Annotated in this window: 17 protein-coding genes and 1 pseudogene; 14 read left to right on the top strand and 4 right to left on the bottom strand. The window is 66.7% G+C overall.

The genetic code is table 11. From position 1 onward, the window contains the following. The first annotated feature begins 51 nt into the window (after positions 1–51). From NZ773_08615 to NZ773_08605, 3 genes are read left to right on the top strand one after another with little or no spacing between them, the layout of a single operon-like run. A complete protein-coding gene (locus NZ773_08615; GenBank protein ID MCS6801987.1) occupies positions 52–1,374 on the top strand; it encodes a hypothetical protein in 1,323 nt (440 codons plus the stop codon). Positions 1,375–1,409: 35 nt separating this feature from the next. Then, on the top strand, positions 1,410–2,618 hold the full coding sequence (locus NZ773_08610; protein MCS6801986.1) for a HAMP domain-containing protein: 1,209 nt from the start codon (positions 1,410–1,412) through the stop codon (positions 2,616–2,618). Between the two features lie 11 nt (positions 2,619–2,629). Continuing rightward, entirely contained in the window at positions 2,630–3,421 is a 792-nt protein-coding gene (locus tag NZ773_08605) for a hypothetical protein (protein ID MCS6801985.1), read from the top strand. Between the two features lie 119 nt (positions 3,422–3,540). Here NZ773_08605 and NZ773_08600 read toward each other — a convergent pair whose 3' ends face one another. Both NZ773_08600 and NZ773_08595 read right to left on the bottom strand, forming a co-directional pair. Then, positions 3,541–3,825 (bottom strand): ester cyclase, encoded by a 285-nt coding sequence (locus NZ773_08600; protein MCS6801984.1) that lies wholly within the window; start codon positions 3,823–3,825, stop codon positions 3,541–3,543. A 26-nt stretch (positions 3,826–3,851) separates the two neighbouring features. Further along, entirely contained in the window at positions 3,852–4,610 is a 759-nt protein-coding gene (locus tag NZ773_08595; protein ID MCS6801983.1) for an alpha/beta fold hydrolase, read from the bottom strand. A gap of 107 nt (positions 4,611–4,717) precedes the next feature. Between NZ773_08595 and NZ773_08590 the strand changes: the two genes are divergently transcribed. The 7 genes from NZ773_08590 (at position 4,718) to NZ773_08560 (ending at position 11,455) form a co-directional block, all read left to right on the top strand. Beyond that, positions 4,718–5,221, top strand: a complete 504-nt coding sequence (locus NZ773_08590) for a DUF3090 domain-containing protein (protein MCS6801982.1) — start codon at positions 4,718–4,720, stop codon at positions 5,219–5,221. Between the two features lie 113 nt (positions 5,222–5,334). Next, positions 5,335–5,946 carry a hypothetical protein gene (locus NZ773_08585; GenBank protein ID MCS6801981.1) on the top strand — a complete coding sequence of 204 codons (612 nt, stop codon included), beginning with the start codon at positions 5,335–5,337 and terminating at the stop codon, positions 5,944–5,946. A gap of 210 nt (positions 5,947–6,156) precedes the next feature. After that, positions 6,157–6,933 (top strand): MerR family transcriptional regulator, encoded by a 777-nt coding sequence (locus NZ773_08580; GenBank protein ID MCS6801980.1) that lies wholly within the window; start codon positions 6,157–6,159, stop codon positions 6,931–6,933. A 91-nt stretch (positions 6,934–7,024) separates the two neighbouring features. Beyond that, positions 7,025–8,227, top strand: coding sequence for a CoA transferase (locus NZ773_08575; protein MCS6801979.1), 1,203 nt, complete (start codon positions 7,025–7,027; stop codon positions 8,225–8,227). Then, on the top strand, positions 8,227–9,123 hold the full coding sequence (locus NZ773_08570) for a CoA ester lyase (GenBank protein MCS6801978.1): 897 nt from the start codon (positions 8,227–8,229) through the stop codon (positions 9,121–9,123). The genes NZ773_08575 and NZ773_08570 overlap by 1 nt, the downstream gene beginning before the upstream one ends. A gap of 110 nt (positions 9,124–9,233) precedes the next feature. Further along, the gene (locus NZ773_08565; protein MCS6801977.1) at positions 9,234–10,046 is read left to right on the top strand and encodes a cyclase family protein; all 813 of its coding nucleotides are present in this window, start codon (positions 9,234–9,236) and stop codon (positions 10,044–10,046) included. Further along, a complete protein-coding gene (locus NZ773_08560; GenBank protein ID MCS6801976.1) occupies positions 10,043–11,455 on the top strand; it encodes an MmgE/PrpD family protein in 1,413 nt (470 codons plus the stop codon). The genes NZ773_08565 and NZ773_08560 overlap by 4 nt, the downstream gene beginning before the upstream one ends. On the opposite strand, the gene dnaA is transcribed toward NZ773_08560, so the two are convergent. Then, the gene (gene dnaA / locus NZ773_08555; GenBank protein ID MCS6801975.1) at positions 11,448–12,842 is read right to left on the bottom strand and encodes a chromosomal replication initiator protein DnaA; all 1,395 of its coding nucleotides are present in this window, start codon (positions 12,840–12,842) and stop codon (positions 11,448–11,450) included. The two genes, NZ773_08560 and dnaA, sit on opposite strands and share 8 nt — an antisense overlap. A gap of 443 nt (positions 12,843–13,285) precedes the next feature. Between dnaA and NZ773_08550 the strand changes: the two genes are divergently transcribed. The 4 genes and pseudogenes from NZ773_08550 (at position 13,286) to NZ773_08535 (ending at position 18,504) form a co-directional block, all read left to right on the top strand. Further along, positions 13,286–15,379 carry a hypothetical protein gene (locus NZ773_08550; protein MCS6801974.1) on the top strand — a complete coding sequence of 698 codons (2,094 nt, stop codon included), beginning with the start codon at positions 13,286–13,288 and terminating at the stop codon, positions 15,377–15,379. 33 nt (positions 15,380–15,412) lie between these two features. Then, positions 15,413–15,883 (top strand): MaoC/PaaZ C-terminal domain-containing protein, encoded by a 471-nt coding sequence (locus NZ773_08545; GenBank protein MCS6801973.1) that lies wholly within the window; start codon positions 15,413–15,415, stop codon positions 15,881–15,883. A 72-nt stretch (positions 15,884–15,955) separates the two neighbouring features. Further along, positions 15,956–16,666: a PIG-L family deacetylase gene (locus tag NZ773_08540; GenBank protein ID MCS6801972.1), complete on the top strand. Its 711-nt coding sequence runs from the start codon at positions 15,956–15,958 to the stop codon at positions 16,664–16,666. Between the two features lie 266 nt (positions 16,667–16,932). Further along, positions 16,933–18,504: pseudogene (locus NZ773_08535) on the top strand (S8 family serine peptidase). Between the two features lie 1,133 nt (positions 18,505–19,637). Here the strand turns inward: NZ773_08535 and NZ773_08530 are convergent. Next, entirely contained in the window at positions 19,638–21,158 is a 1,521-nt protein-coding gene (locus NZ773_08530; GenBank protein MCS6801971.1) for a GTP-binding protein, read from the bottom strand. Positions 21,159–21,646: the final 488 nt, after the last annotated feature.

Raw genomic sequence — 21,646 nt, 5'->3', positions numbered from 1 at the left:
CTCGGTCGCCAGTATAGGAGCGGCGGCGGCCCGCAGTCTGCAGGTTACGCGATGATCGGAACGCAGATGGCGCGGGAAGAGCGCGGTCCGTTCTTGCTCCTTGCCTTTCTCCTCTTCGCCTTCACCTTCATGCTCCAGTCGAACGAAGTGGCGGCGACCTCCGGGCTGCTCAGCCAAGTCGGAATGACCAATCTTCTCTGGGTTTGGGCGGGGGGCATGCTGTCGGTGCTGCTTACCTCCACCGCCTACTCGCTCATCGTCGACCGGGTGCAGCGCAGCCAGTTGATCGTGGCGGCGGCGTTCCTAGGGGCGGCCTGCTATGGCGTGGTCTGGCTGCTGTTCGCGGTCGATGCGCCCCCGCTGCTCAGCTTTCTCGTCTACTACGTCGTCATCGTCCAGCACATGGCGTTGCTGCCGCTCGCGCTCTGGACCTTCGGCAACGATGCTTTCGCAGTGAACGAGTCGCGGCGGCTCTTCCCGGTGCTGGTCATTGTCGGGTTAGTCGGCGGGATGGCCGGCAATTTCGCTGCCGCCGGACTGGCCGTTGTCGGCCTCGCCGGTCCCGCGCCTACGCTGCTGCTCAATGTCGCGCTCGGCCTACTGCTCGGGCTTGCGTTGCCCCCGTGGTTTCGGGCGGTCGGCGTCCGCTCGCGCCAAGCGGGCAACCTCGGTGGGGTGGTCGACACGCTCCGGGAGGGGATCGCCTTTCTGCGTGAGGTGCCGGCCTTCCGCTTCCTCGGCCTGATCGTGCTCGGGATCTCAGCAGGCTATACCACGATCGAATACGTGTTCCTGAACGATGTGCAGACCGCGTTTTCCGATCCAAGCGCTCTGCAGTCGTTTTATGGGCTGTTCAAGGTCGTTACCCTCGTCACGATTGTTCTGCTCCAGTTGGTTGCAACCCCCTATCTCGCTCGGCTGGGGTTTAAGGGGGTGTTCGCGATCATGCCGGCGACCCTGCTGCTGGCAATGCTGCTGGCGCTGCTTCTGCCGGGGCTGTGGCCGGTGGTCGTCGGCAATTTCCTCTGCCGTGTCGTCCTCCAGCGCGTCGAGCTGCCGGCGCGCAAGTCGTTTCAGGGGCTGGTGCCGGATGAGCGGCGGGGCCGGGTGAGCGCCTTTCTCGACGGGATCTTGTATCCCTTCGGCGCCGTTCTCGGGATGGGGGTGCTGGGCGGCTGTGTCGCTCTTGCCGCGGCGGGCACCGTGACCGCAGCACAAGCGCGCGCGCTCGCTCTCCTCGTCGGGATTGTGACGATGGCGTCTGCGCTCTGGGCAGTTTTGAATTTCCGCCGAAGTTATGACTCGAGCATGCTCAGCTGGAGACTGCAGCGACAGCGCAATCGCGGCGAAATGTTGAGGAAGATCGACCTCTGAGCCGAAGAGGTTGCAGCGATCGAGGAGGAAGAGCGATGAAGCGGCAAGTCCGGTTATTTGGGCGGCGTGAGGCGATTGCGCTCCTTGTTGGAATTGTCCTGTATGGCGTCTTTTCCTGGTTAACATCGTTCATCAACTTATCGATCAATGCGATCAATGTCAGTCTTGTTCTTCGTCCTGCCGTCATTGTGCCGATCCTGATGGGATTTTTCTACGGACCGCTCGTCGGAATTGGGGTGGGCTTCTTCGGCAATGCGTTCGGCGACTGGCTGATTTTCAATGCGGCGAACCCGGCACTCATCCCGCGAGCGTTCACCTTCTGGCATGCTCATCTCGGCAATGGGCTTCTCGGCTTCATTCCCGGCCTCTATGCGTGGCTGCTGAAGCCTCGCTATCGTACGGTTGGGCAAGTTGTTGCCGCGCTCATGGTTGCAGCGCTTGGCGTCGCCGCGGGAATGTTTACCCTGTCGGCTTTTGACTTCTGGCTCTGCCGCGCCGAAGCGCCGCAACCGTGGTGTCGGGCAGTTGGTCCCAGCTTCGAATTCGTGATGACGGCCCGCTTCGTTCCGCTTTTTCTCTCGAACACGATCAATACCCTCATTCTCGTTCCGATCGTGATGTACAACGCCGAGCGTATTGATCTGCGCGATCGAAACTGGCTGCGTTCTGGGCTGCTGCGCCGCTTACTCATTGCGATCACGATCTCTGCGGCGCTGCCTACCTTGCTGCTCGGCTATTTTTTGGCGCAGCAGTTTTCGCTCAACCAGCAGTTGGCCGCGTCGGCGTCGGGTGCTCCCTCACTCTCGACGAACACCTTGACTGCCCAGATTGTGCTCACCGTGCTCGTTTCGCTCCTGTTCGCCATCGCAAACGCGATGCTGGTTGCTCAGGCCTTCTCGCGGCCGTTGCTCCGTCTCACCGCGGCAGCCGAGCAGATGGAAAATGGGCAGCTGAGCGAGACAGAGGCGCGTCAGCTGAGAGCGACGGAGGGCGCTGACGAGATCGGGCAGCTGGCCAAGGTGTTTGGCCGGATGGCCGAGGAAGTGCTCCAGCGCGAAGCGCGCTTGCGCCAGCAGATTGTCGAACTGCGGATTGAGATCGACGAGGCGAAAAAAGCGCGCGAGGTTGAGGAGATTACCGGCACCGACTACTTCCAGACACTGCAGGCGCGCGCGCGGGAACTGCGTCGGGGGATACAGCGCGCTCCTGCCGGTGAGGCGCCTTCCCCTGCCCCGAGCGAGTAGGCGTGTCGGCAGTGACAACCCTCGTTGCCTTCCATTCGTTCCGTCCCGGTGTCGGGCGGTCGTCGCTCGCCGCGAATGTCGCCGCGCTCCTCGCGCTCAACGGCAAGCGGGTCGGCGCCGTGGATTTTGGCGATGAAGCGGGGGGGATCCCTGCTCTCTTCGGCATTGAGGCGGCACGCTTCGCGCAACGGGTAGCAGACTACTTCTGGGGACGCATTCCCATCGAGGAGATTGCGATCGATGTGACCGGCCGGCTCTTCCCGCTCTCGGGCGCGGGCCGGCTGGTCGTCGCGCCGCGCGTGCTCTGGCGTGAGTGGCTGGCGCCGCCCGCTCCAACTGCGCTGGACCAAGGGGTGTTCAAGGATGCGCTTCGTCACATGACTGAGCGTCTCGAGCTCGACTGGCTGCTGATTGAGGTCGGCGCGGGGCTCCGAGAGGAGACACTGCTGTCCGTCGCTTCCGCTGACCTCCTGATCGAGCTGGCGCGCCGGGATGCCCAAGACCTGCAGGCGACCGCAGTGATGGTGGGGCTCGCCGAACGGCTCGGGGCGCGCCGGATTCTGCTGGTAGTAAGCCAAGCTCCAGCAACGGCGAGCCCGCTCCAGCTGCGGCGCGAATTTGAAGCAGCCTATCGCCTGCCGGTTGCCACGGTGCTGCCCCTGGCGCCGGAGCTGGCGCATCCGCAGGGGAATGAATTGCTCGCGCTCACCCAGCCTGACCACCCGTGGAGCGTCGCAGTTCGAGAGCTCGCCGCGCTTCTCGGGAGGGCAGAGCGGTCCTCGCAACGCGCCGCCCCAGGCTAGGAGGATCGCCTAGCCTCCCTACGCAGCGCCCTCTGCCGGCAGCGAGCGACCGATGCCGAACCGGCTGACAATCTTGCCGTCTCGAACGGTGAAGATGTTGATCTCGCGCATCATCATCTTCACGCCGACGGGGGCGCGGGCTCATCCGTGTTCGTGAACTCTCCGCTGATCACCTGCACGACGCGGTCGCCTTCGGTAATGTAGTCCTCGGCGGTCAGCTGGAAGTCTGGGCGGGCCGCGAAGTAGGCGGAGAAAAACTGTTTCAATCCTGCCCGGGGCTCGCCGGTGATCTCGGGGTCCTCGTAGTCGTCCCCGAAATACCGGTCGATAGCGTCGAGATCGCGCTTGCGCCAGACCGCGTCGCTGAATGCGGCGACGATCGCTGTGGCGGGGAGAGTTGCCATCGCGCCTCCTTGCGGTGGTGTCGATGTTACCAGAGGACATCTTCAACCGTTGCCCGGAACGTTGCCGGCTCGAAGGCGCCGAACAGCGGTCCCGGGGGGGCAAGAGCGAGTTCAAGGCGCGGGTTGCCGTCTGCAAGGTCGTTCAGAAGGTCAAACTGGGGGTCGCCGAGCGTTGCCATCAGCAGTGTCGATCGTTCGAGCTTCCCAAACAGCCGCCGACGGTCGGCTGCGCGGCTGAGCTCAGCGGCCTGAGCGCCGTGCGCTCCTGCCTCGGCCTCTTCGACGGTCAGGGAGGTCGCTTCGGCGAGCCCGTTCGGCTGGTCGGCTAAGCGCGCGTGCCAATGCGCAAAATTCCTCCTAAGGCGCTCCCCGTCGCTGTCGATCGACCACTGCTCGCGGGGGAAGGCCGGGGGGAAGGCGCAGACCAGCGCTTCTACAGCATGAGGAGCGCTCCCAGCAAGCTGCGCGCCGATCAGGGCGCCGAGCCCGATGCCGAGAACGCGCACCGACGGGTCGCCCATCTCGTGGGCGACAGCGCGCACGAAGTCGGCGAGGTCGGCCAGCGTCGGTGGAACTGGCCAAGGGTCAGTTCTGCCGTGGCCGGGGAGGTCAGGGGCGTAGACGCGGAACCGGTCTCCCAGCTGGGCGAGCAGATTGTGGCGCTCTGCGGTCGCCGAGGACTGCCCAGCGTCGTGGAGGACGATGAGCGGCGCGCCGCGTCCTCCATAGCGAAGGTGCACGAGGCCGTGTTCAAGGCGCAGGTAGCCTCGCCGGATGCCCGCCATGCCGCCCTCCCAGGAGATCCAAGATGGTTCCGTATAATTGCCGACAGCCGGGGACGACTGCATCCTCGGGCGCGGCGGAATTTTGGCGAAGGGACAACTCGCGACCGATGGCGAGCACACCACGCGATTTTGGGCCGGTCGTCCGCTTAGACGCCGAGTCCTATGGCCCGCCGGGCCGTCGCACCTTCCGGCTGCTGATCGCGAACGAGCAGGAATTGGCTTCCCTCTGGATCGAAAAGGAGCAGCTCCAAGCGCTCGGCTTGGCCATTGAGCAGCTCCTCGCCCAGATGGATGAACATGCGGGCGAAGGCATGGTGCCGACGGGAAGCGCTTCCACGTTCGAAACGATCGACGCGCCGGTCGGGCGGCTGGGGCTCGGCTTCGATGAATCGAGCGACCTTTTCGTCGTTGTTGTCTATCTTCCCGAAACCAGCGAGAACGAAGCACCAGATTTCGTCTGCCGTGCGAACCGCGCAATGCTGAAAAATTTGAGCCGCCAGATTGAGGAGATCGTCGCGGCCGGTCGCCCGCGCTGTCCCCTCTGCGGCGCGCCGATCAACCCGGACGGTCATGTCTGCGTTCGAGCGAATGGGCACTTCGCGATGGAGTAGCGCGCACAAGAATGTCGCTCCTCCAGACAGCCACCCCCTCGGCGGCGGCTGCGTTCCCGGCAGCTTCCTTCTACTGCGGACGGAGCGCCCGCTATCGGGCCGAGCAGCTGAGGGTGGAACGGCGTTGGAGCCTCGTCGCGAACGGCCGGCTGGGCGCGGCGGTTCTCGTCGTCGGCGGGGTTCTCGTCCAGAACGTCTCCCGTGCGGCGGCAGCGGGCGGACCAGCGGCGCTCGTTCTGGTCCGCGGCCGCCTTGAAGGCCGGCGGCGACGCCTGCGCCTGCTCGAGCAGCTGAACGCAGAGGCGGAGTTGCGCTTCTTGCGCCGAGGGGAGGAGGTTCCGGTCCGCCATCGACCCCGCCCGCCGGAGGGGCACCCCGCTGCCGCCAACCTCGGCCTGGTCGGACGCGCGCCGCAGTTCTATCTCCTCGACTGCGTCGGGGGGACGCCTGCCGAGCCGGTGCTTGCGCGCTGGCTGCTCCCTCCGGCACCGCTTGAGGAGGCGCGCCGCCGGCAAGCGGCGGTCCGCGAACTCGCGCCGAAGGTCGAGCTCCAGAAGCCGCTGGTTCTGCTCGCTCGTCTTGCTGCCGAGTTGAGAGGAAGTCTCGAGCGCTCGTCGCGTGGGCGGGGGAACGCCGCGGCGCTCCCGGCGCCGCTGGTTGGAGACGAACATGGCCGAGCGGCAGTTCGCGGTGCGCCGGGTCATGGCGTATCTTGTCGCCGGTAGAGCGATTGGAGCGCTCGACGACGTGACAGTCGCGTCCGCATCTCAGCTTGCGGGGGTGGGGCGGCGCGTGCACTTCCGCGAGCAGGTTGAGTAGAGCGGTGAAGAGGCGGTGAGGCGCTTCGACTATCGGCTGCGGCACGGCCTTGCTCCCTCGACCAACGCCCTCCGCTTAATGCGGCGCGTTGGGCTGCCGGTCGGCGAGGCGGGCGTATGAGCGAATCATCGACGCCGCTGCTGACGATCGGCGCAGTCGTGAAGCGGACGGGGGTCCCCGCCGATACGATCCGCGCCTGGGAACGTCGCTACGGCGTGCCGCGACCGCAGCGGACCGCCAGCGGCCGCCGGCTCTATTCTGAGGCAGACTTGGCGATCATCCGCCAGCTTCGCGAGCGTGGAACGAGCGCCGCGCAGGCGGCGGCGGCGGTCGCCACGCGCGCGGCGCCGCCGGAGACGGAGGCGGCGCTTGCGACCGCGCTGCGGCAGGCGGATTACGCCATGCTGCTCCGCCGCCTCGAGGAACTGGGGGCGCTTCTTTCGCTCGAGGAGTGGGTGGCGAGGGCGGCGCGCGCGATCATCCTGCAGCGCGACGACGTGCCCGCCGAGGCGGCCCACCTTGCCGGCCAGGTGCTGCGTGCCCGTCTCATTCGGCTGCTCGGTGCCTTCGAGCGCGAAGGGGCGCCCGTGATCCTCGCCGGGCTGATGGGCACGGATATCGGGGCGCTCGCCGTTGGGGTGCTGCTCGCGCGCGACGGCGTGCCGGTGCTCTCCCTCGGCGAATGCGTTCCCCTCGCAATTGTGGCGCGGCTCGCGCAGCGGCTCGACGCGCCCGCGCTCCTCGTGGAAGGGGCAGGCGCGCTCGACCGTCTGCGCGGCGCCGCGCCTCTCGTCGGCGTGATCGGGGAGAGCGCGCCGCCGTGGGCGCTGCATCTGCCGAGCGACCCGGTCGCTGCGGCAGCGCGGCTGCGGGAGCGGCTCGGCAGCCGGTAGGCGACCATGAAGAGCGGGCACCGGTGCAGTATCCTACTTCTAGCACTGGAACGCGCCGGTTCGTATCCACTTCGCACGGGGGACAGAACTGATGACGACCAACGGGCGTCCACTGCCCTTAGAGGGCATTCGCGTCTTGGACGCCGCCACGATCCTCGCGGGCCCGCTGATGGCGATGTATCTCGGGGATTTCGGCGCCGATGTCATCAAAATAGAGCACCCGCGCGGCGACAGTCTCCGCACGCATGGCTACACCAAGCAGGGGCACGGTCTTTGGTGGAAGATCGTCAGCCGGAATAAGCGCGCGATCACGCTGAACTTCAGTCATCCGGAAGGGCAGGAGATCCTGCTCAAGTTGGTGGAAACGGCGGATGTCTTTATCGAGAACTTCCGCCCCGGCACCCTCGAAAAGTGGAACCTCGGGCCGGACCGGCTGCTCGCTGTCAACCCGCGCTTGATAGTGATGCGGGCAACCGGTTTCGGCCAATTCGGTCCCTATGCCCAGCGGCCGGGCTTCGGGACGCTCGCCGAGGCGATGAGCGGGTTTGCGGCGATCACTGGCGAACCCGATGGACCGCCCACCCTGCCGCCGTTTGGCTTGGCGGACGGGATCGCTGGGTTGGCGGGCGCGAATGCGATCCTGATGGCGCTCTACTATCGCGATGCTCGCGGCGGCAAAGGCCAAGTGATCGACTTGGCGATCATCGAGCCGATCTTCAGCATCCTTGGCCCTCAGCCGATCGTCTACGACCAGCTTGGAATCATCCAGCAGCGCTCGGGCAACCGCTCCGTGAACAACGCGCCGCGCAATATCTACCGGACGCGCGATGGCAAATGGGTGGCGATCAGCACAAGCGCCCAGAACATCGCGGAGCGCGTTATGCGCCTTGTGGGCCATCCGGAGGTGATCGATGAGCCGTGGTTTAAGAGCGGCGCGGAGCGCGCCAAGCATGCGGATCTTCTCGATGAATATGTGGGCGGCTGGATCGCCCAGCATGATCTGAAAGAGGTCATGGAGAAGTTTGAGGCGGCGGAGGCAGCAGTCGCGCCGATTTACGACATCGCCGATATCTTCAATGACCCGCAGTATCAGGCGCTCAACTCGATCGTCACCGTTCAAGATGAAGATCTTGGCCCGATCAAAATGCAGAACGTCATGTTCCGCATGTCGGAGACCCCAGGACGGATTCGCTGGGCGGGGCGTCGCCTCGGGCAGGATAACGAGGCGGTTTACGGAGAACTCGGGATCGGACCGGAGCGCCTCGCCGAGCTGAAAGCGAAGGGGGTCATCTAGTGATCCCTCCAATTCGGAGCTGGCTCTACGCCCCGGGCAACAACGCCAAGCTTCTTGAACGGGCGCCGCAGTCGGAGGCAGACGCAGTCATCTTCGACCTCGAGGACTCGGTGCCGCGCGGCGAGAAAGAGCGGGCGCGCGCGATGGTCGCGGAGGCGGTCGCGGCACGGGCAGGTTCTGGCGGACCGCTCGTCTTTGTGCGGGTGAACCACCCCGAGACGGGCTTGACCGAGGCGGAAGTGCGCGCCGTCGTGCGGCCGGGGCTGGCGGGGATCCGCGTTCCGAAGATGGAGAGCGCGCGTTCGGTTCGGCTCGTCGCGGACTGGGTGAGCGATGCCGAAGCAGCGGCGGGGCTCCCCGCTGGCTCGGTCAAGCTTGTCCTCGGCATTGAAAGCGCGGTCGGCGTCTGGCGCGCAGCTGAGATCGCCGAGGCCGACTCGCGGGTCTTAGCGCTCGCCTTCGGCGCTGTCGATTTTGCCGCCGATATCGACGCTCGCCCGGAGTCGCCCGACGGGCGAGAGCTGCTCTATGCCAAATCTCGGCTTGTCCTCGCCTCGCGCGTCGCGGGGGTCCGCGCTCCGGTGGATAGCGTCTACCCGCGGCTTGACGACGAAGCGGGCCTCGAGCGCGACACCCGCGCCGGACGGGCGCTCGGCTTCTTCGGCAAGAGCGCCATCCACCCTCGTCAGCTTCCGATTATCAACCGGGTCTACACGCCGAGCGACGCTGAACTGGAAGCGGCTCATGCGATCGTTGAGGCTGCCGAGCAGGCGGAAGACCACGGCATCGGCGCGCTCCGGCTTCCGAGCGGTGAGTTTGTCGACCTGCCCGTTGTCGAGCGCGCCCGCGCGCTCCTTGCGCTTGCTGCCCGCCTCGGCGCGGCTGACCGCACGTAATTGCGCTCGCGCTGCCCTGCGCCGCGAGAGCGCTGAACCGAGGCGTCGGCGTGAGTGTACGCGCACCGCCCGTACAATCCGACCACGACTTCGCGTGAACGGAGTGGACGATGACAGGAGCCTCCTGGCAAACGCTTCTGCAATCCAGTCGGGTGTTCGACCTCAGTCACCCGCTCGAGCCGACGATCCCGGTCTCGCCGAACCATCCCGGCTTCCGAATGGCGTTGCTTCGGCGTCATGGCGACTCGGTGCGCGCCGACGGGGTGACCGCCGCGAACGAGATGATGGTGCTTGGTGGTCATACCGGCACGCACATCGATGCCCTGGCCCACGTCGGCTTTAGGGGCATGCTGCATGGCGGCGTTGATGCGGCGGAGGCGCAGACTGGGGGGCGGTTCAAGCAGCTCGGGGTCGAGACGATCGCGCCGATGCTCTGCCGCGGCCTCCTGCTCGATGTCGCGGGGGCGCGCGGCGTCGCCACGCTCCCGCCGGCGGAGAAAATCACGGCCGAGGAGCTGCGCGCGGTGGCGCGTCGGCAAGGGATCGGGGAGCCCCAGCCCGGGGATGTGGTGCTGATCCGGTCGGGCTGGGCGCGGCACTGGAGCGAGCCGGAGACCTATCTCGGCCACGAGAGCGGCGTGCCGGGGCCAGATGTCTCGGCGGCCGAATGGCTGGCCGAGCGCCGGGTGCGCGCGACCGGCCATGACTCGATGGCCTACGAATGGCTGGCGCCAGGAGCAGGGCATAGCCTGCTGCCTGCTCATAAAGTGCTCCTCGTCGACGCCGGCATTTATATCCTCGAAAACGTGAACCTCGAGGCACTGGCGGCAGCGGGCGTCTACGAGTTTCTCTTCATCTGCATTCCGCTTCGCCTTGTCGGCGCGACAGGCTGCCCGGTGCGGCCGCTGGCGGTGGCGGCATGACCGACCGGACGCTCAGCCACCAGCTCGCCGAATTTGCTGCCTCCGTCACCTTTGAAACGCTGCCCCCGCCAGTGGTGAGCAGTGTCAAAGATCGGATCCTCGACACCATCGGCATCTGTCTTGCCGCTGCCGCTGAAGGGCTGGCCGACGGCGTGATCGCTCTCGCGGAGGCGTGGGGGGGACGGGAGGAGGCGGGGATAGTCGGGCGGGCCGGCCGCTTCCCCGCGCCGGTCGCGGCGCAGGTGAACGGCACGCTCGCTCACAGCCTCGATTTCGACGATACCCATCTCCCGTCGATTCTCCATCCGAGCGCGTCGATTGTTCCGGCAACGCTCGCCTTGGCAGAAGCGGTTGGGGCGAGCGGGCGCGACGCGATCGCTGCCGCCGCAGTGGGGATCGAGGTCTGCGTTCGCATCGGAATGGGCGGGCAGCTGCCGGAGGGGAATGTCTGGTTCGACAGAGGATGGCATACCACCGCGATCTGCGGAACGATGGGCGCGGCTGCCCTTGGGGCGAAGCTGCTTGGGCTCGGCGTGGATGGCATTCGAAACGCGCTTGGGATCGCTGCCAGCTTCGCGAGCGGCGTGATCGAGGCGAACCGCACTGGCGGGTCGGTCAAGCGGCTGCACTGCGGCTGGGCGGCGCACAGCGGGCTCCTCGCTGCCTTCTTGGCCAAAGCGGGCTATACCGGGCCGCCGACCGTCCTAGAAGGCCGGTTCGGCCTCTATAACGCGTTCATCGATGCTCGGTTCGACCCGGCGAATGTCGTCGGCGGGCTGGGCGAGGAGTGGTCAATCCCGAAGATCTTCTACAAGCCCTATCCTGCCAACCACTACACCCACGGCGGGATCGACGCCGCCATCGCAATCCGGCGAAAGTATGGTCCGCTCGACCCCGACCAAGTCGAGCGGATCGAGCTTGGCGTTGCCGGCCCGACCCTCCGGACGATCGGTCAGCCGCGCGAGGAGAAGATCCGCCCCCAGAGCGGCTACCATGCGCAGTTCAGCGGACCGTTCACAGTCGCAACCGCCCTCCTCGGCGGGAGCGGGCTTGGGGTTTCGTTCGACGATTTCACCGATGAAAAGGCGCGCGACCCCCGGGTGCTTGCGCTTGCCGCGAAGGTCGAGCCGTATGCCGACCCGGAGGCAGACGCGATCTATCCGTACCAGTTTCCCGCGATCGTGCGGGTCCACTTCCGCGATGGCCGGGTGGTTGAGGAACGAGTGATGGCAAACCGCGGCGGGCCAGACAACCCGCTCTCCCCCGAAGAATTGCGCCTGAAATTCATGATCAACGCGACGCGGCTTGTCACTGCGGAACGCGCCGAACAGCTCGCGGAGGCGATCCTCGCGCTTGACGAGCGGGGTCTGCCGGTCGACATTGTCGCCCTTGCGCGCCCGGCTATTTGATCCCCCCGCTCCCTTGCTGATAGAGCAGCGTGCGGATCTCGTTCACCTCGCGCACAAGCTGCTGGTTTGTTTTCAGCTCTGAGGCAATCCGCTCGCAGCCGTGCATAACGGTGGAGTGGTCGCGCTTGCCGAGCTCAGCCCCGATCTCCTGATAGGTGCACTGCGTCTCTTCGCGGATGATGTACATCGCGACGTGGCGCGGATGAGTGATGTGCTGATCCCGGCGCTTGCCGCGGAGGTCGCTCGGGTCGACACGGTAATAGGCGGCGACAGTTTCAATGACGAGCCGCGGCGTGATGACCCGCCGGCGGTTGATTGTCTGGGTGCCCCCCAAGAGCGCTTGATGCGCGACCTCGAGCGTGAGCGGGACGCCGTGGGTGCGCGCGAACATCAGCGCCTTGTTAAGCGAGCCTTCCAGTTCGCGGATGTTGTTCTGGAACTTGTGCGCGATCAGCTCGAGCACTTCGCGAGGTACTTGGGCGTTGCAGTCGCGCGCCTTCTTTTCGAGGATTGCCACTCTTGTCTCGAAGTCGGGCGCTTCGATATCGGCGATCAGTCCCCATTCGAACCGCGATCGCAGCCGATCTTCGAGAGACGGCATCACCTTCGGCGAGCGGTCTGAGGTGATGACGATTTGCTTGCCATTGCTATGCAGGTCGTTGAAGGTATGGAAAAACTCTTCCTGCGTCTGCTCTTTGGTGGCGAGGAACTGAATGTCGTCGATGAGAAGCAAGTCGACGCTGCGGTATTTTTCTCGAAAGGCGTCGTTCTGCCGGTCGCGGATCGCTCGGATGAACTCGTTCGTGAACGTTTCGGAGGTGACATAGATCACCGATAGCCCCCGCGCTTCGACGCGGTGCCCGATCGCGTGGAGGAGATGCGTTTTGCCCAGCCCGACGCCCCCCCAGATGAAGAGGGGGTTGTAGGCGCTCCCCGGTTGGGCGGCGACAGCTTCGGCAGCGGCATGAGCGAGGCGGTTGCTCGCGCCGACGATGAAGGAGTCGAAGGTGTAGCGAGGGTTCAGCCGCGCTTTGCGCACGGCAAGCGGCTGAGAGTCCGCCCACTCTTCGAGGGGGGTGGAGGGGGCGCGCGAGGTTGTCTCCTCTGGCCGCACGACAAAGCGGACATCAACCGGAGCGCCCACGATGTCGATGAGCGTCCGCTTCACGGTCGAGGCGAGGCGGCCGTCAAGCCAATCTCGGGCAAAAGTGTTCGGGGCGACGATCGTGAAGCACTGTCCGTCGAAGCTGTACCCGGTCGTGTCTTTCAGATAGGTGAGGTAGCTGGTCCGGTTGACTTGGAGTTCGAGTTGCCCCAGCGCGGTTTGCCAGATCTCGCGCGCTGTCCGCGCTGGCCCGACGCCGTTCACCATCGCACGACCCTCCACGCGGCGTGGGAGAACCACGCGTTCAGATTTCCAAAAGGCGCGAACCCACCACGCTCTGGCGTTTCCGAAGCATCCGGAATAGCGGCGAAGCGCTCCTCATCGCTCGCGAGAGCAGTGGGAGCGCCTCGCTTCGGGCGGCCACGCCATCGTGGCCGCGTGCCACGACTTGGTGGTGAGGAACGGCGAGGTCGGTGGAGGCTGCGGCCGACGCCCGGTCGTCCCGTCCGAAGCGACCGCAACTCTATCACCCCCTCACTCGCCCGGCAAGACAAAACGTATTACGATTTCCTATCGTCCAAGACCTCCTCCGTTTCGGGCGACGATTGGCTCCTGCAAGTTCGCAACTGGGCGAGATCGTTCCGCTGCACGATGGCTGGGAGTGCGCTCCGGCGCGCCCAGGTGGCCCTCCAGAAGAATGGCTTCCGGCAGTGCTCCCGGGGGATGTGCGTCTCTCCCTTCTCGCTGCCGGCCGCATTCCGGACCCGCTCGTCGGCCGCCAAGCCAGCGAGTCGCAGTGGGTCGCAGAGCGGGACTGGATTTTTCGCCGCTCGATCCCGCCCGCTCCGCACCGGCGCTTTCTGCGCTTCAAGGGGATCGACTATCAGGGCGAGATCGCGATCGATACGCAGGTGGTTGCGCGGTTCCGAGGCATGTTCAGTGAGCGCAGGGTCGCGCTCCCCGCGGCGGGAGGCACGCTCACCGTCCGCTGCGCTGCGCCCCTGACCCTGCCGACGCCGCGCCTTGGGAGACGCGAACGCCTGATGGCATGGGCGTTCCGCCACGTTTTCGGCAGCACCCTCTTTCCTCCTCGCCTCGCCACGCTCAAGTGTCAGATGACATACGGCTGGGATTTTGCGCCGCCCCTCCCGACGATCGGGCTCTGGGATGACATTCTGCTCCAGACGACGGGGCCGGCGGCGATCGTGGCTCTTGCGGTGCGCTCGCGTCCCTGCGCCGCAAGCGCCCTCGTCACGCTCGACCTCGAACTCGACCTCGAGCGTCCCGCCACCCTGACTGCTGTCGCCTGCCTCACCGATGATGCTGGCGCGAACGTGGCGGAGACGGAGGCGCAGTGGGCTGCTCCTGCCGGCAGCTCGCTGCGGCGCTTGCGCCTCTCCCTCGCGGAAGCGAGACGCTGGGAACCGTGGGAGCGCGGCCGGCCGGCGCTCTACCGGCTCGAGGTGCGGCTTGCCGCTGACGGGGCGCTCTCTGACCGGTGGAGCGAGCGTGTCGGCATTCGAACGGTTGAGATGGGAGCGCCAAGCCACCGCGGGCGCGGCGCACCTGCCGATGACTGCGTTCGGCTCGTCGTCAATGGCCGCACGCTCTTTATCCGGGGCGCCAACTGGGTGCCGAACGACTCGCTCCTTAGCCGACTAGGCGAGGAGGAGTACCGCGCCCGTATCGAAGAGGCGAAAGCGGCGGGCGTCAATCTGCTGCGGGTGTGGGGCGGCGGCCTACGGGAGCGCGAGGCGTTTTATCGCATCTGCGACGAACTGGGGATGCTGGTCTGGCAAGAGTTTCCGTTTTCGGTCGCTTTCTTCGACCACTTTCCGCGTGACCGCGCGTATGCGGCGTTTGTCGAAGAGGAGTGCCGCGGGATCGTCCGCGCTCTCCGGAACCATCCGTCGGTAGTGATCTGGTGCGGGGGCAACGAGTTCAATCCGAACCGGAACCGTCCGGTCGTCGCCGCCATCGCCAATGCGGTCGCGCGTGAGGACGGCAGCCGGCCCTTTCGCGCTGCCTCGCCGAGCGCGGGGGAACGGCACAACTGGCGGGTCTGGCACGCCAAGGCGAACGTGGCCGACTACCGGCTCGAGCGCGCGCCGCTCCTCTCGGAATTCGGCCTGCAGGCAGCACCCGCGGTGGAGACGCTCTGGGCAGCCTTACCCGACGACCCTGCCCCGGGGCCGGAGTGGGAACGGCATTCTGCGCAGCTCGACAAGCTCCAGCGCTATGCGCAGGCTCGCCTCGATGATCTCACGGCCTTTGCCGCTGCTACCCAGCGAGCGCAAGCGAATGGACTGCAGGTCGCGATCGAGCATATGCGTCGATGCGCGGGCGCCGCGACCGGCACGATCTTCTGGCAGCTGAATGAGCCCTGGCCCGCGATCAGCTGGTCGGTCATCGACTACTTCGGGCGGCCGAAGCGCGCGTTCCGCTGTCTCAAGGGATGGTACGCGCCAGTCCTCGCCTCAGTCGAATATCCGCTGCGCCCCTACCGGGCCGGCGACGAACTGCGGGGAACGCTCTGGATCGTGAACGACACGCTTGCCGCGCTCGACAGGCTGGAGGTTGTCGCCGAACTGAACGGGCATCAGCTCTTCCGGCGAACGGCTGTCGCCGCTCCGAACGCGGCGACGTGCCTTGGCGAGGTGGCCGTCCGGCTTCCCAGCACCGGAGAGATGGTGCTCCGCGTCAGCCGGCAGGGCATCCTGATCAGTGAAAACCGCTACGACCTTGACTGGCACGACCCCATCCCCACGCGCCGGCTCGACGCGCTCCGCGACTGGCTGACGTGGCGCGCGCTTCACTGACGGAGGCGCCGCGCTTTCGCTACACTGAGCGCGATGGACCATCCGGCTGCACAGCCAGTGCGCTTCGGTCGCTGGTTCGACCAGTTTGCCGTCGGCGAGCGCTTTCGAACCGACGGCCGCACCATCACCGAGGCGGATATCGTGCTCTTCGCCGGCCTTATCGGCGCCAACAATCCGCAGTTCCTCGATGAGGAATACGCTGCCGCGTCGCCCTTTGGGGGGCGCATCGCGCCTGGTCCGCTCGCGCTCTCGATCGGCCTCGCGTCGACAGAGCCGTTGGTGACCGGCACCTTGCTCGCCTTGCTCGGCGTCGAGAGCGTGCGCTATCACGGCCCGGTGCGCCCGGGGGACACCATTCACAATGAAGTGACGATCACTGAGACCCGCGAGACGAGCCGGGCAGACCGGGGGGTGATCCGGCTTGACAACCGCATTGTTAACCAACGTGGCGAGACTGTGCTTACGTTTCAGCATACGCTGCTGGTCAGGAAGCGGCCAACGTGACGTAGACTAGAGGGATGGCAGCCCCAGCTGGCCGCCGTTTTTGCTGAACCACCACGAGCGGAGAAAGGGTTGATGTCCGAAATGCCCGAGGAATACCGGTCGATCCTGGTGATCACGGCTCATCCGGACGATATGGAGTTTGGCTGCGGCGGGTCGGTCGCGAAATGGTGCGCGGAAGGCCGCGATGTCTTTCTCGTGATCGCGACCAACGGCGACAAAGGGAGCAGCGACCGTTCGATGACCAGCGAGCGCCTGGCCAAGATTCGGGCAGCAGAGCAGGCGGAGGCCTGCAAGGTGCTCGGGATCAAGGAGTTCAAAATCCTCGGCTATCCCGACGGCTTTCTGGCTGACACTCCCCAATTCCAAAGCGACATCGTCCGGGCGATCCGGACGTACCGGCCCGATGTTGTCGTCTGCCAAGACCCGGTGCGTCGGCTCAGCCTCTTTGCGCAGCATCGCGACCACCGCGTGGCGGGGTCGGTTGCGCTCGACTCGGTCTTTCCTGCCGCGCGCGATCACCTGTATTTTCCCGAGCAGATCGCTGAAGGGCTGGAACCGCACAAGACGGCCGAGGCGTGGGTGATGGGCGCCGAGCATCCGGATGTCTATGTCGATATCACCGACTTTATCGAGAAGAAGATCGCGGCGCTGCGCTGCCACGTCAGCCAAGTCGGGTCAGGGGAAGGGCTTGCCGAGCGTATCCGCGAGGGCGCCGCGAATATCGGCGAGGTGCCCGGCTTCGCGTACGCGGAGGCCTTCAAGCGGCTGAAATACCGTCGGTAGCGATGACCTGGCGCGCCCTCGCACCCCTGCTGGCGTTCCTTCTTCTCGCTGCTTTCCTGCCGCCCGGCCATGCTGCGGCGTCACCGCTCGCTCGCTTTCTGGTCGAACTGGATGCGCCGGCCGCGGTCGACCTCCTGCTCGCCGCTGAGGGGCGCGCCGGACTTGGCCGGCCCGCGCCGGTCGCCCGGCCCGATTTCGACTCGCCGCCGGCCCGCGCTGTCTTCGAGCAGATCGCCGCGCAGCAGCAGCAGGTAGCGCGCCGGGCGATGGCGGCGGTGCCGGGAACGACGGTCGAGCGCCACTATGGCGTCCTTCTCAACGCGCTGGCCGTCCGCGCGCCGGTCGCCGCGGCAGGCCCGCTCTCCCGAGTGCCCGGAGTGCGCGCGGTCACGCCGGACCGCCCGTATCGGCTGGCGAACGCGCCGGATATCGTGCAAATCGGTGCCCCGGAGCTGTGGCGCCAGGTCGGCGGCAGCCCGCGCGATGCTGGCCGCGGGGTTAAAGTCGCCATCATCGATAGCGGGATCGCCACGACGCACCCGTCTTTCGATCCGACGGGCTATGCCTATCCCCCGGGCTTCCCGAAAGGCGATACCCGCTTTACAACACCCAAGGTGATCGCCGCGCGCGCCTACTTTCGACCCGATGATCCCCCGCGTCCCGGTGAGGACACCCCGCTTCCTGGTCCCAACGGCGATAGCCACGGCACCCATGTCGCGAGCATCGTCGCCGGCAATGCCGGCGTCGTTGCCACCGTCGACGGGGTCCGCGTTGAGATCAGCGGCGTGGCGCCCGGCGCCTATCTGATGAACTACCGGGTCTTCTATCCCTCGCGGAGTGAGAGCGATTTCGTCAACGGCAATGCGTTCACTGTCGAGTTGGTGGCGGCGCTCGAGGATGCCGTGCGGGATGGAGCAGATGTCATCAACAACTCTTGGGGCTCGTCGTACGCCGCGACCTACGGCTGGGCCGACCCGATGGTGCGTGCTGTCGAAGCGGCTGTCCGGGCAGGGGTGGTCGTTGTCAATGCCGCGGGCAACAGCGGCCCAGGGGTGGCGACCACAAACAGCCCCTCAAACGCTCGCGGCGTGATCTCGGTCGGCGCAGTGACAACGAGCCGAGAAATCGCTCGCCAGTCGGTTGAACTCGTTGGCTATGAGCCGGCCGACCAAGCGAGGGTCCGTTCCAGCCGGGCGGCCTTCGGGCCGCGCCTGACCGCACCGATCGGGCCGCTGCCGATTGCGCTCGTGCAGCCGTCTGAGCCGCGCGCAGCCTGCGACCCCCTGCCGGCTGGCTCGCTCGCCGGCCGGGTCGCGATCATCGCGCGCGGTATCTGCCCCTTTGTCGAGAAAGCGCGTCATGCGCAAGAGGCCGGCGCTGCCGCGGTGCTGATTGTCAATAGCGGGGAGCAGCCGATCGAGGGGTTCGGCGGACAGGCCGAAGAGATCCGCATTCCTGTCGGAATGATCGGGCGGAGCGCCGGCGAGCGCCTGCAACGCTGGGTCGAGATGGTAGGCGAGGCGGCGCAGCTGCGGATCGACCCGCGCCCAACAGCGGTTTCTTCGACCCCAAATCTCCTTGCTGAGTTCAGCAGCCGGGGCCCGTCTGCAGACCGCACCCTCACGCCAGACGTGGTGGCGCCCGGCGTCAATATCGTCGCGGCGGGCTACGGGCCCGCGCCGAACCCGTTGGCAGGGTTTGGTCAGGTGTCCGGCACCAGTATGGCTGCTCCGCACGTCGCGGGCGCAGCGGCCCTCCTGCGGCAAGCTCGTCCTGAGTGGTCGCCGGCCCAGGTCCGCGCGGCGTTGATGGCGACGGCCTCGCCGGAGGTTCGCGACGCCGAAGGCGCGCTCCTGCCGCCCCTCGCGCGAGGAGCAGGACGGATCGACGTGGCGAAGGCGGCGGCCGCTCCGCTGCTGGCGGACCCGCCAAGCCTCGCCTTCGGCGGGGTCAGCGCCGGACAGGAGGTGACGCGCACGGTCCGCGTGACGGCGCTGGCCGCCGGGACCTATCGGCTCCGCTTCTCCAGTGTCGGCGCTCCGCTCCCGGTAGCGGTCGAGCCTGCGGTGCTGTCGGTCGGCCGCGGTGAGACGGTCGAACTGACCCTCCGGCTGTCTGCCGCGGGGCTGCCGGCAGGCGACTACGGCGGCGACCTCGTGCTTGAGGGGGCAGCCGAGGCGCGCATCCCTATCTGGCTGCGGGTCGTTCCTCCGCGCGACCGCTTCGTCTTGCTGCTCGACAACGATGGGTCAGAAGATGGAGGGCGCCCGAACACGGCGGCAGCGTATCGCGCAGCCTTGGATCAGCTGAAAATCCCCTATGACCTCTTCGATGCCGACGAGGCGCGCCGGCCGGGCCAGCGCGGCGTGCCGCCTTTGAGCGCGCTTCAGCGCTACCGCGTGGTCATCCTGTTCACGGGAAGCCGCGACTCGCCGGTCGAGCGCGGCCGGATCTCGCTCACCGAGCAGGACCAAGACATCTTGAACGAATATCTCAACGAGGGAGGGGCGATCCTCGTTGCCGGCAACCGGGTGGCGGAGGCGCTCGACGTCAACTTCGCTATGCAGGATGCGCTCTATGGCCGTTCCCGGCTGTTTCATGGCTACCTTGGCGCGGTTGTGCGGGCCACTGTTCCCTTCCCCGCGACTGTCCGCGGTCCGGCAGGGTCGCCGCTTGCCGGCCGCCAGTTCTCGCTGAGCGGGAGCGGTGACCTCGCGGTGCTCGATGCCTACCGCGAGGACTCCGACACCTATCTCGCGCCGGAAACCGTTCAAGCCGCGCTGCTCGCCGATGATCGTCCGGTCGCGCTGGTGCGGCGTTCCGATCCCGAGGGGCCCGAGGGGCGGCCCAAATTCGCGTACCGCTCGGCGGTGCTGGCGTTCGGTCTCGAACAGGTTGCAGAAGGAGACAGGGCGGCGCTGCTCGGCGGCATCCTCAATTGGCTGCTGCGCGAGTAGGGGAAAGAGCGCGCTCAGGGCCGACGCTCGAACCCCCCGCGGGCGTAAAGGTTTGTCGGGTCCCAGAACATCCAGCCTGAAGCGCCGGCATCGACGGCAGCGCGCAGCTGGGCCGTGATCTCGGGGGCGTCGAAGCGCTTGCCGGTTTGGTACGGGTAATCGTCGAAATATTGCAGCCACGGCCGCAGCCGCGCCGCATCGCCCTTCAGCCGCCGTTTTGCTTCCTCGAGGCTGCGGCGGACCAGTTCATAGGGGTTGGCGATGGCGCCGTTCCGATCCCCGAGGCCGGGGATGCCGCCGCCGAAGGTCGACGGATAGAGCGTGGGCGACAGGTAATCGACGTGCGCGGCGAGATGCTCGAGATCGTGTCCGTAGCCGAGTTCGCCGCCGTTCCAGATCAGGTAGCCGAAGACATTGACCGAGATATAGAGCCCGGTCGGTCGAACCCGCTCGTGGACAAGGGTCAGAAAACCTTGGATCGCGGCTAAGCGGCTCTCGGCAGTGGACGCAGCGGAGTAGACGAAATGGTCGCCCGTCCCGTCGATGGGGAAGCGGAGGTAATCGAACTGGATCTCATCGAAGCCGAGGGCAGCCGCCTCCTCGGCGAGCGCTGCGTGATACTCCCACACCTCGCGGCGGAAGGGGTCGATCCACTGTCCCCCTTCGGGGTCGGTATAGATGGCATCGCCGCGCCGCCGGTCTTTGATCGCCCACTCCGGACGCGCTTGAGCGAGGACGCGGTCTCGGAAGACGACGACCCGGCCGATGACATAGATGTCCTGTTCCTTCAGCCGTTTCACTACCGCGGCGAGGTCGCCGCTCCCCGACGCTCCGATCGCCCGCGCGAGCGGCACAGCGCTCGGATAGGAGAGGGTCCCACGGTCCGTCTTTACATCAATGACGATGGCATTGAGCCCGTTGCGGCTGAGCGATGCGAGCAGCTGCTCCCGGCCTGGGGGGTAGGCGAGGGTCGCGGCGCTCATGTAGACCGCGCGCACGGGCTGACGGGTGAGCTGGATATCGAGCCGCGAGACGCGTGAGGGGCGGAGAATGCTCCGCGCGTAGCCCGGCGCTTTGACCACCACGACCGGCTCGGGATCGGTGTTGGGGAGACGATAGATCCCCTCCGCACTCGAGCGAACCACGGTGGAGCCGATCGCGATCGTTGCCCCGGCGATCGGCTGCCCGTCGCTCGCATTGACCACCCCGCCGGCAAGAATGGCGGGACGCAGGGTGACGTTCGTCAGTTCGTCGGCGGCAACCTCGCGAGGGAGGTACCCCTCTGCTTCGATGGTGAACCGGTCGCCGGGTGGGGGGGAGAACGCGCCGTTCTCGCGGCTCGTTGCGGAGCCGGTCGCGGAACGGATCACCGCGCCCGCGATCGGCTGGCCGCTGTACTCATCGACAACGCGGCCGCGCTGCCACGGCTGGGGAAGCGCGTCGACAAGGCGTGGAACGAGGAGCGCCACCGCCCCGAAGGTCAGGAAGACGAGGGGCCAGAGCCAGAGGCGGCCGCGTCGTCGTCGTCGTCGCATAATCGCTCATTCCCCGTTCGGGCCAGGACCCTGCGAGGCCACCTGCACTATACCGCATCGTGTCAACAGGAAAAAAACATTAGGCTCAGTTCATCAGCGCGAAGAGAGCGGGGAACGCAGGCGCACGTCGGCCGCATCCCGCGGCGCAGCGACGAGCGGAAGCCGGCACGCCCGTTCCCCCTCCCCTTCCGCAAGAACGAGAAAGCGACAGTCGGAGCGGTGTCGCCCTGGCGGCGCCCGTCGTCGGCGCAAGGGGCTGGCGGGTGAGCGGCGGGCCGAAGCGGCCGGCGCGCGGCGATGGTCGGAGAGCAGCGAGGCGCGGTCGCGCTCCAGCGGAGCGAAGGTTCGGCGAGCGCGAGGCGGCGCTATGCTCCTTCCGCCACGCTGGGGCGCAGTATCGCGGACGCCGCTGCAGCGGGCGAGCGCCGACAGCGCCGTCGTCTCACCCGTCGGGAAGAGCGCACCTCCTTGCTGAAGGCGGTCTGGCC

The organism is Dehalococcoidia bacterium (assembly GCA_025054935.1).
In the GTDB taxonomy this organism is placed as follows: Bacteria; Chloroflexota; Dehalococcoidia; order SpSt-223; family SpSt-223; genus JANWZD01.
The sequence above is the reverse complement of the archived record's forward strand: the minus strand, read 5'-3'. Positions and strand labels throughout refer to the sequence as shown.

Coding starts and splice junctions, on each gene's coding strand:
- NZ773_08615 (MCS6801987.1), top strand. CDS start 52: ATGATCGGAACGCAGATGGCGCGGGAAGAGCGCGGTCCGTTCTTGCTC.
- NZ773_08610 (MCS6801986.1), top strand. CDS start 1,410: ATGAAGCGGCAAGTCCGGTTATTTGGGCGGCGTGAGGCGATTGCGCTC.
- NZ773_08600 (MCS6801984.1), bottom strand. CDS start 3,825: ATGGCAACTCTCCCCGCCACAGCGATCGTCGCCGCATTCAGCGACGCG.
- NZ773_08595 (MCS6801983.1), bottom strand. CDS start 4,610: ATGGCGGGCATCCGGCGAGGCTACCTGCGCCTTGAACACGGCCTCGTG.
- NZ773_08590 (MCS6801982.1), top strand. CDS start 4,718: ATGGCGAGCACACCACGCGATTTTGGGCCGGTCGTCCGCTTAGACGCC.
- NZ773_08580 (MCS6801980.1), top strand. CDS start 6,157: ATGAGCGAATCATCGACGCCGCTGCTGACGATCGGCGCAGTCGTGAAG.
- NZ773_08575 (MCS6801979.1), top strand. CDS start 7,025: ATGACGACCAACGGGCGTCCACTGCCCTTAGAGGGCATTCGCGTCTTG.
- NZ773_08565 (MCS6801977.1), top strand. CDS start 9,234: ATGACAGGAGCCTCCTGGCAAACGCTTCTGCAATCCAGTCGGGTGTTC.
- NZ773_08560 (MCS6801976.1), top strand. CDS start 10,043: ATGACCGACCGGACGCTCAGCCACCAGCTCGCCGAATTTGCTGCCTCC.
- NZ773_08545 (MCS6801973.1), top strand. CDS start 15,413: ATGGACCATCCGGCTGCACAGCCAGTGCGCTTCGGTCGCTGGTTCGAC.
- NZ773_08540 (MCS6801972.1), top strand. CDS start 15,956: ATGTCCGAAATGCCCGAGGAATACCGGTCGATCCTGGTGATCACGGCT.
- NZ773_08530 (MCS6801971.1), bottom strand. CDS start 21,158: ATGCGACGACGACGACGACGCGGCCGCCTCTGGCTCTGGCCCCTCGTC.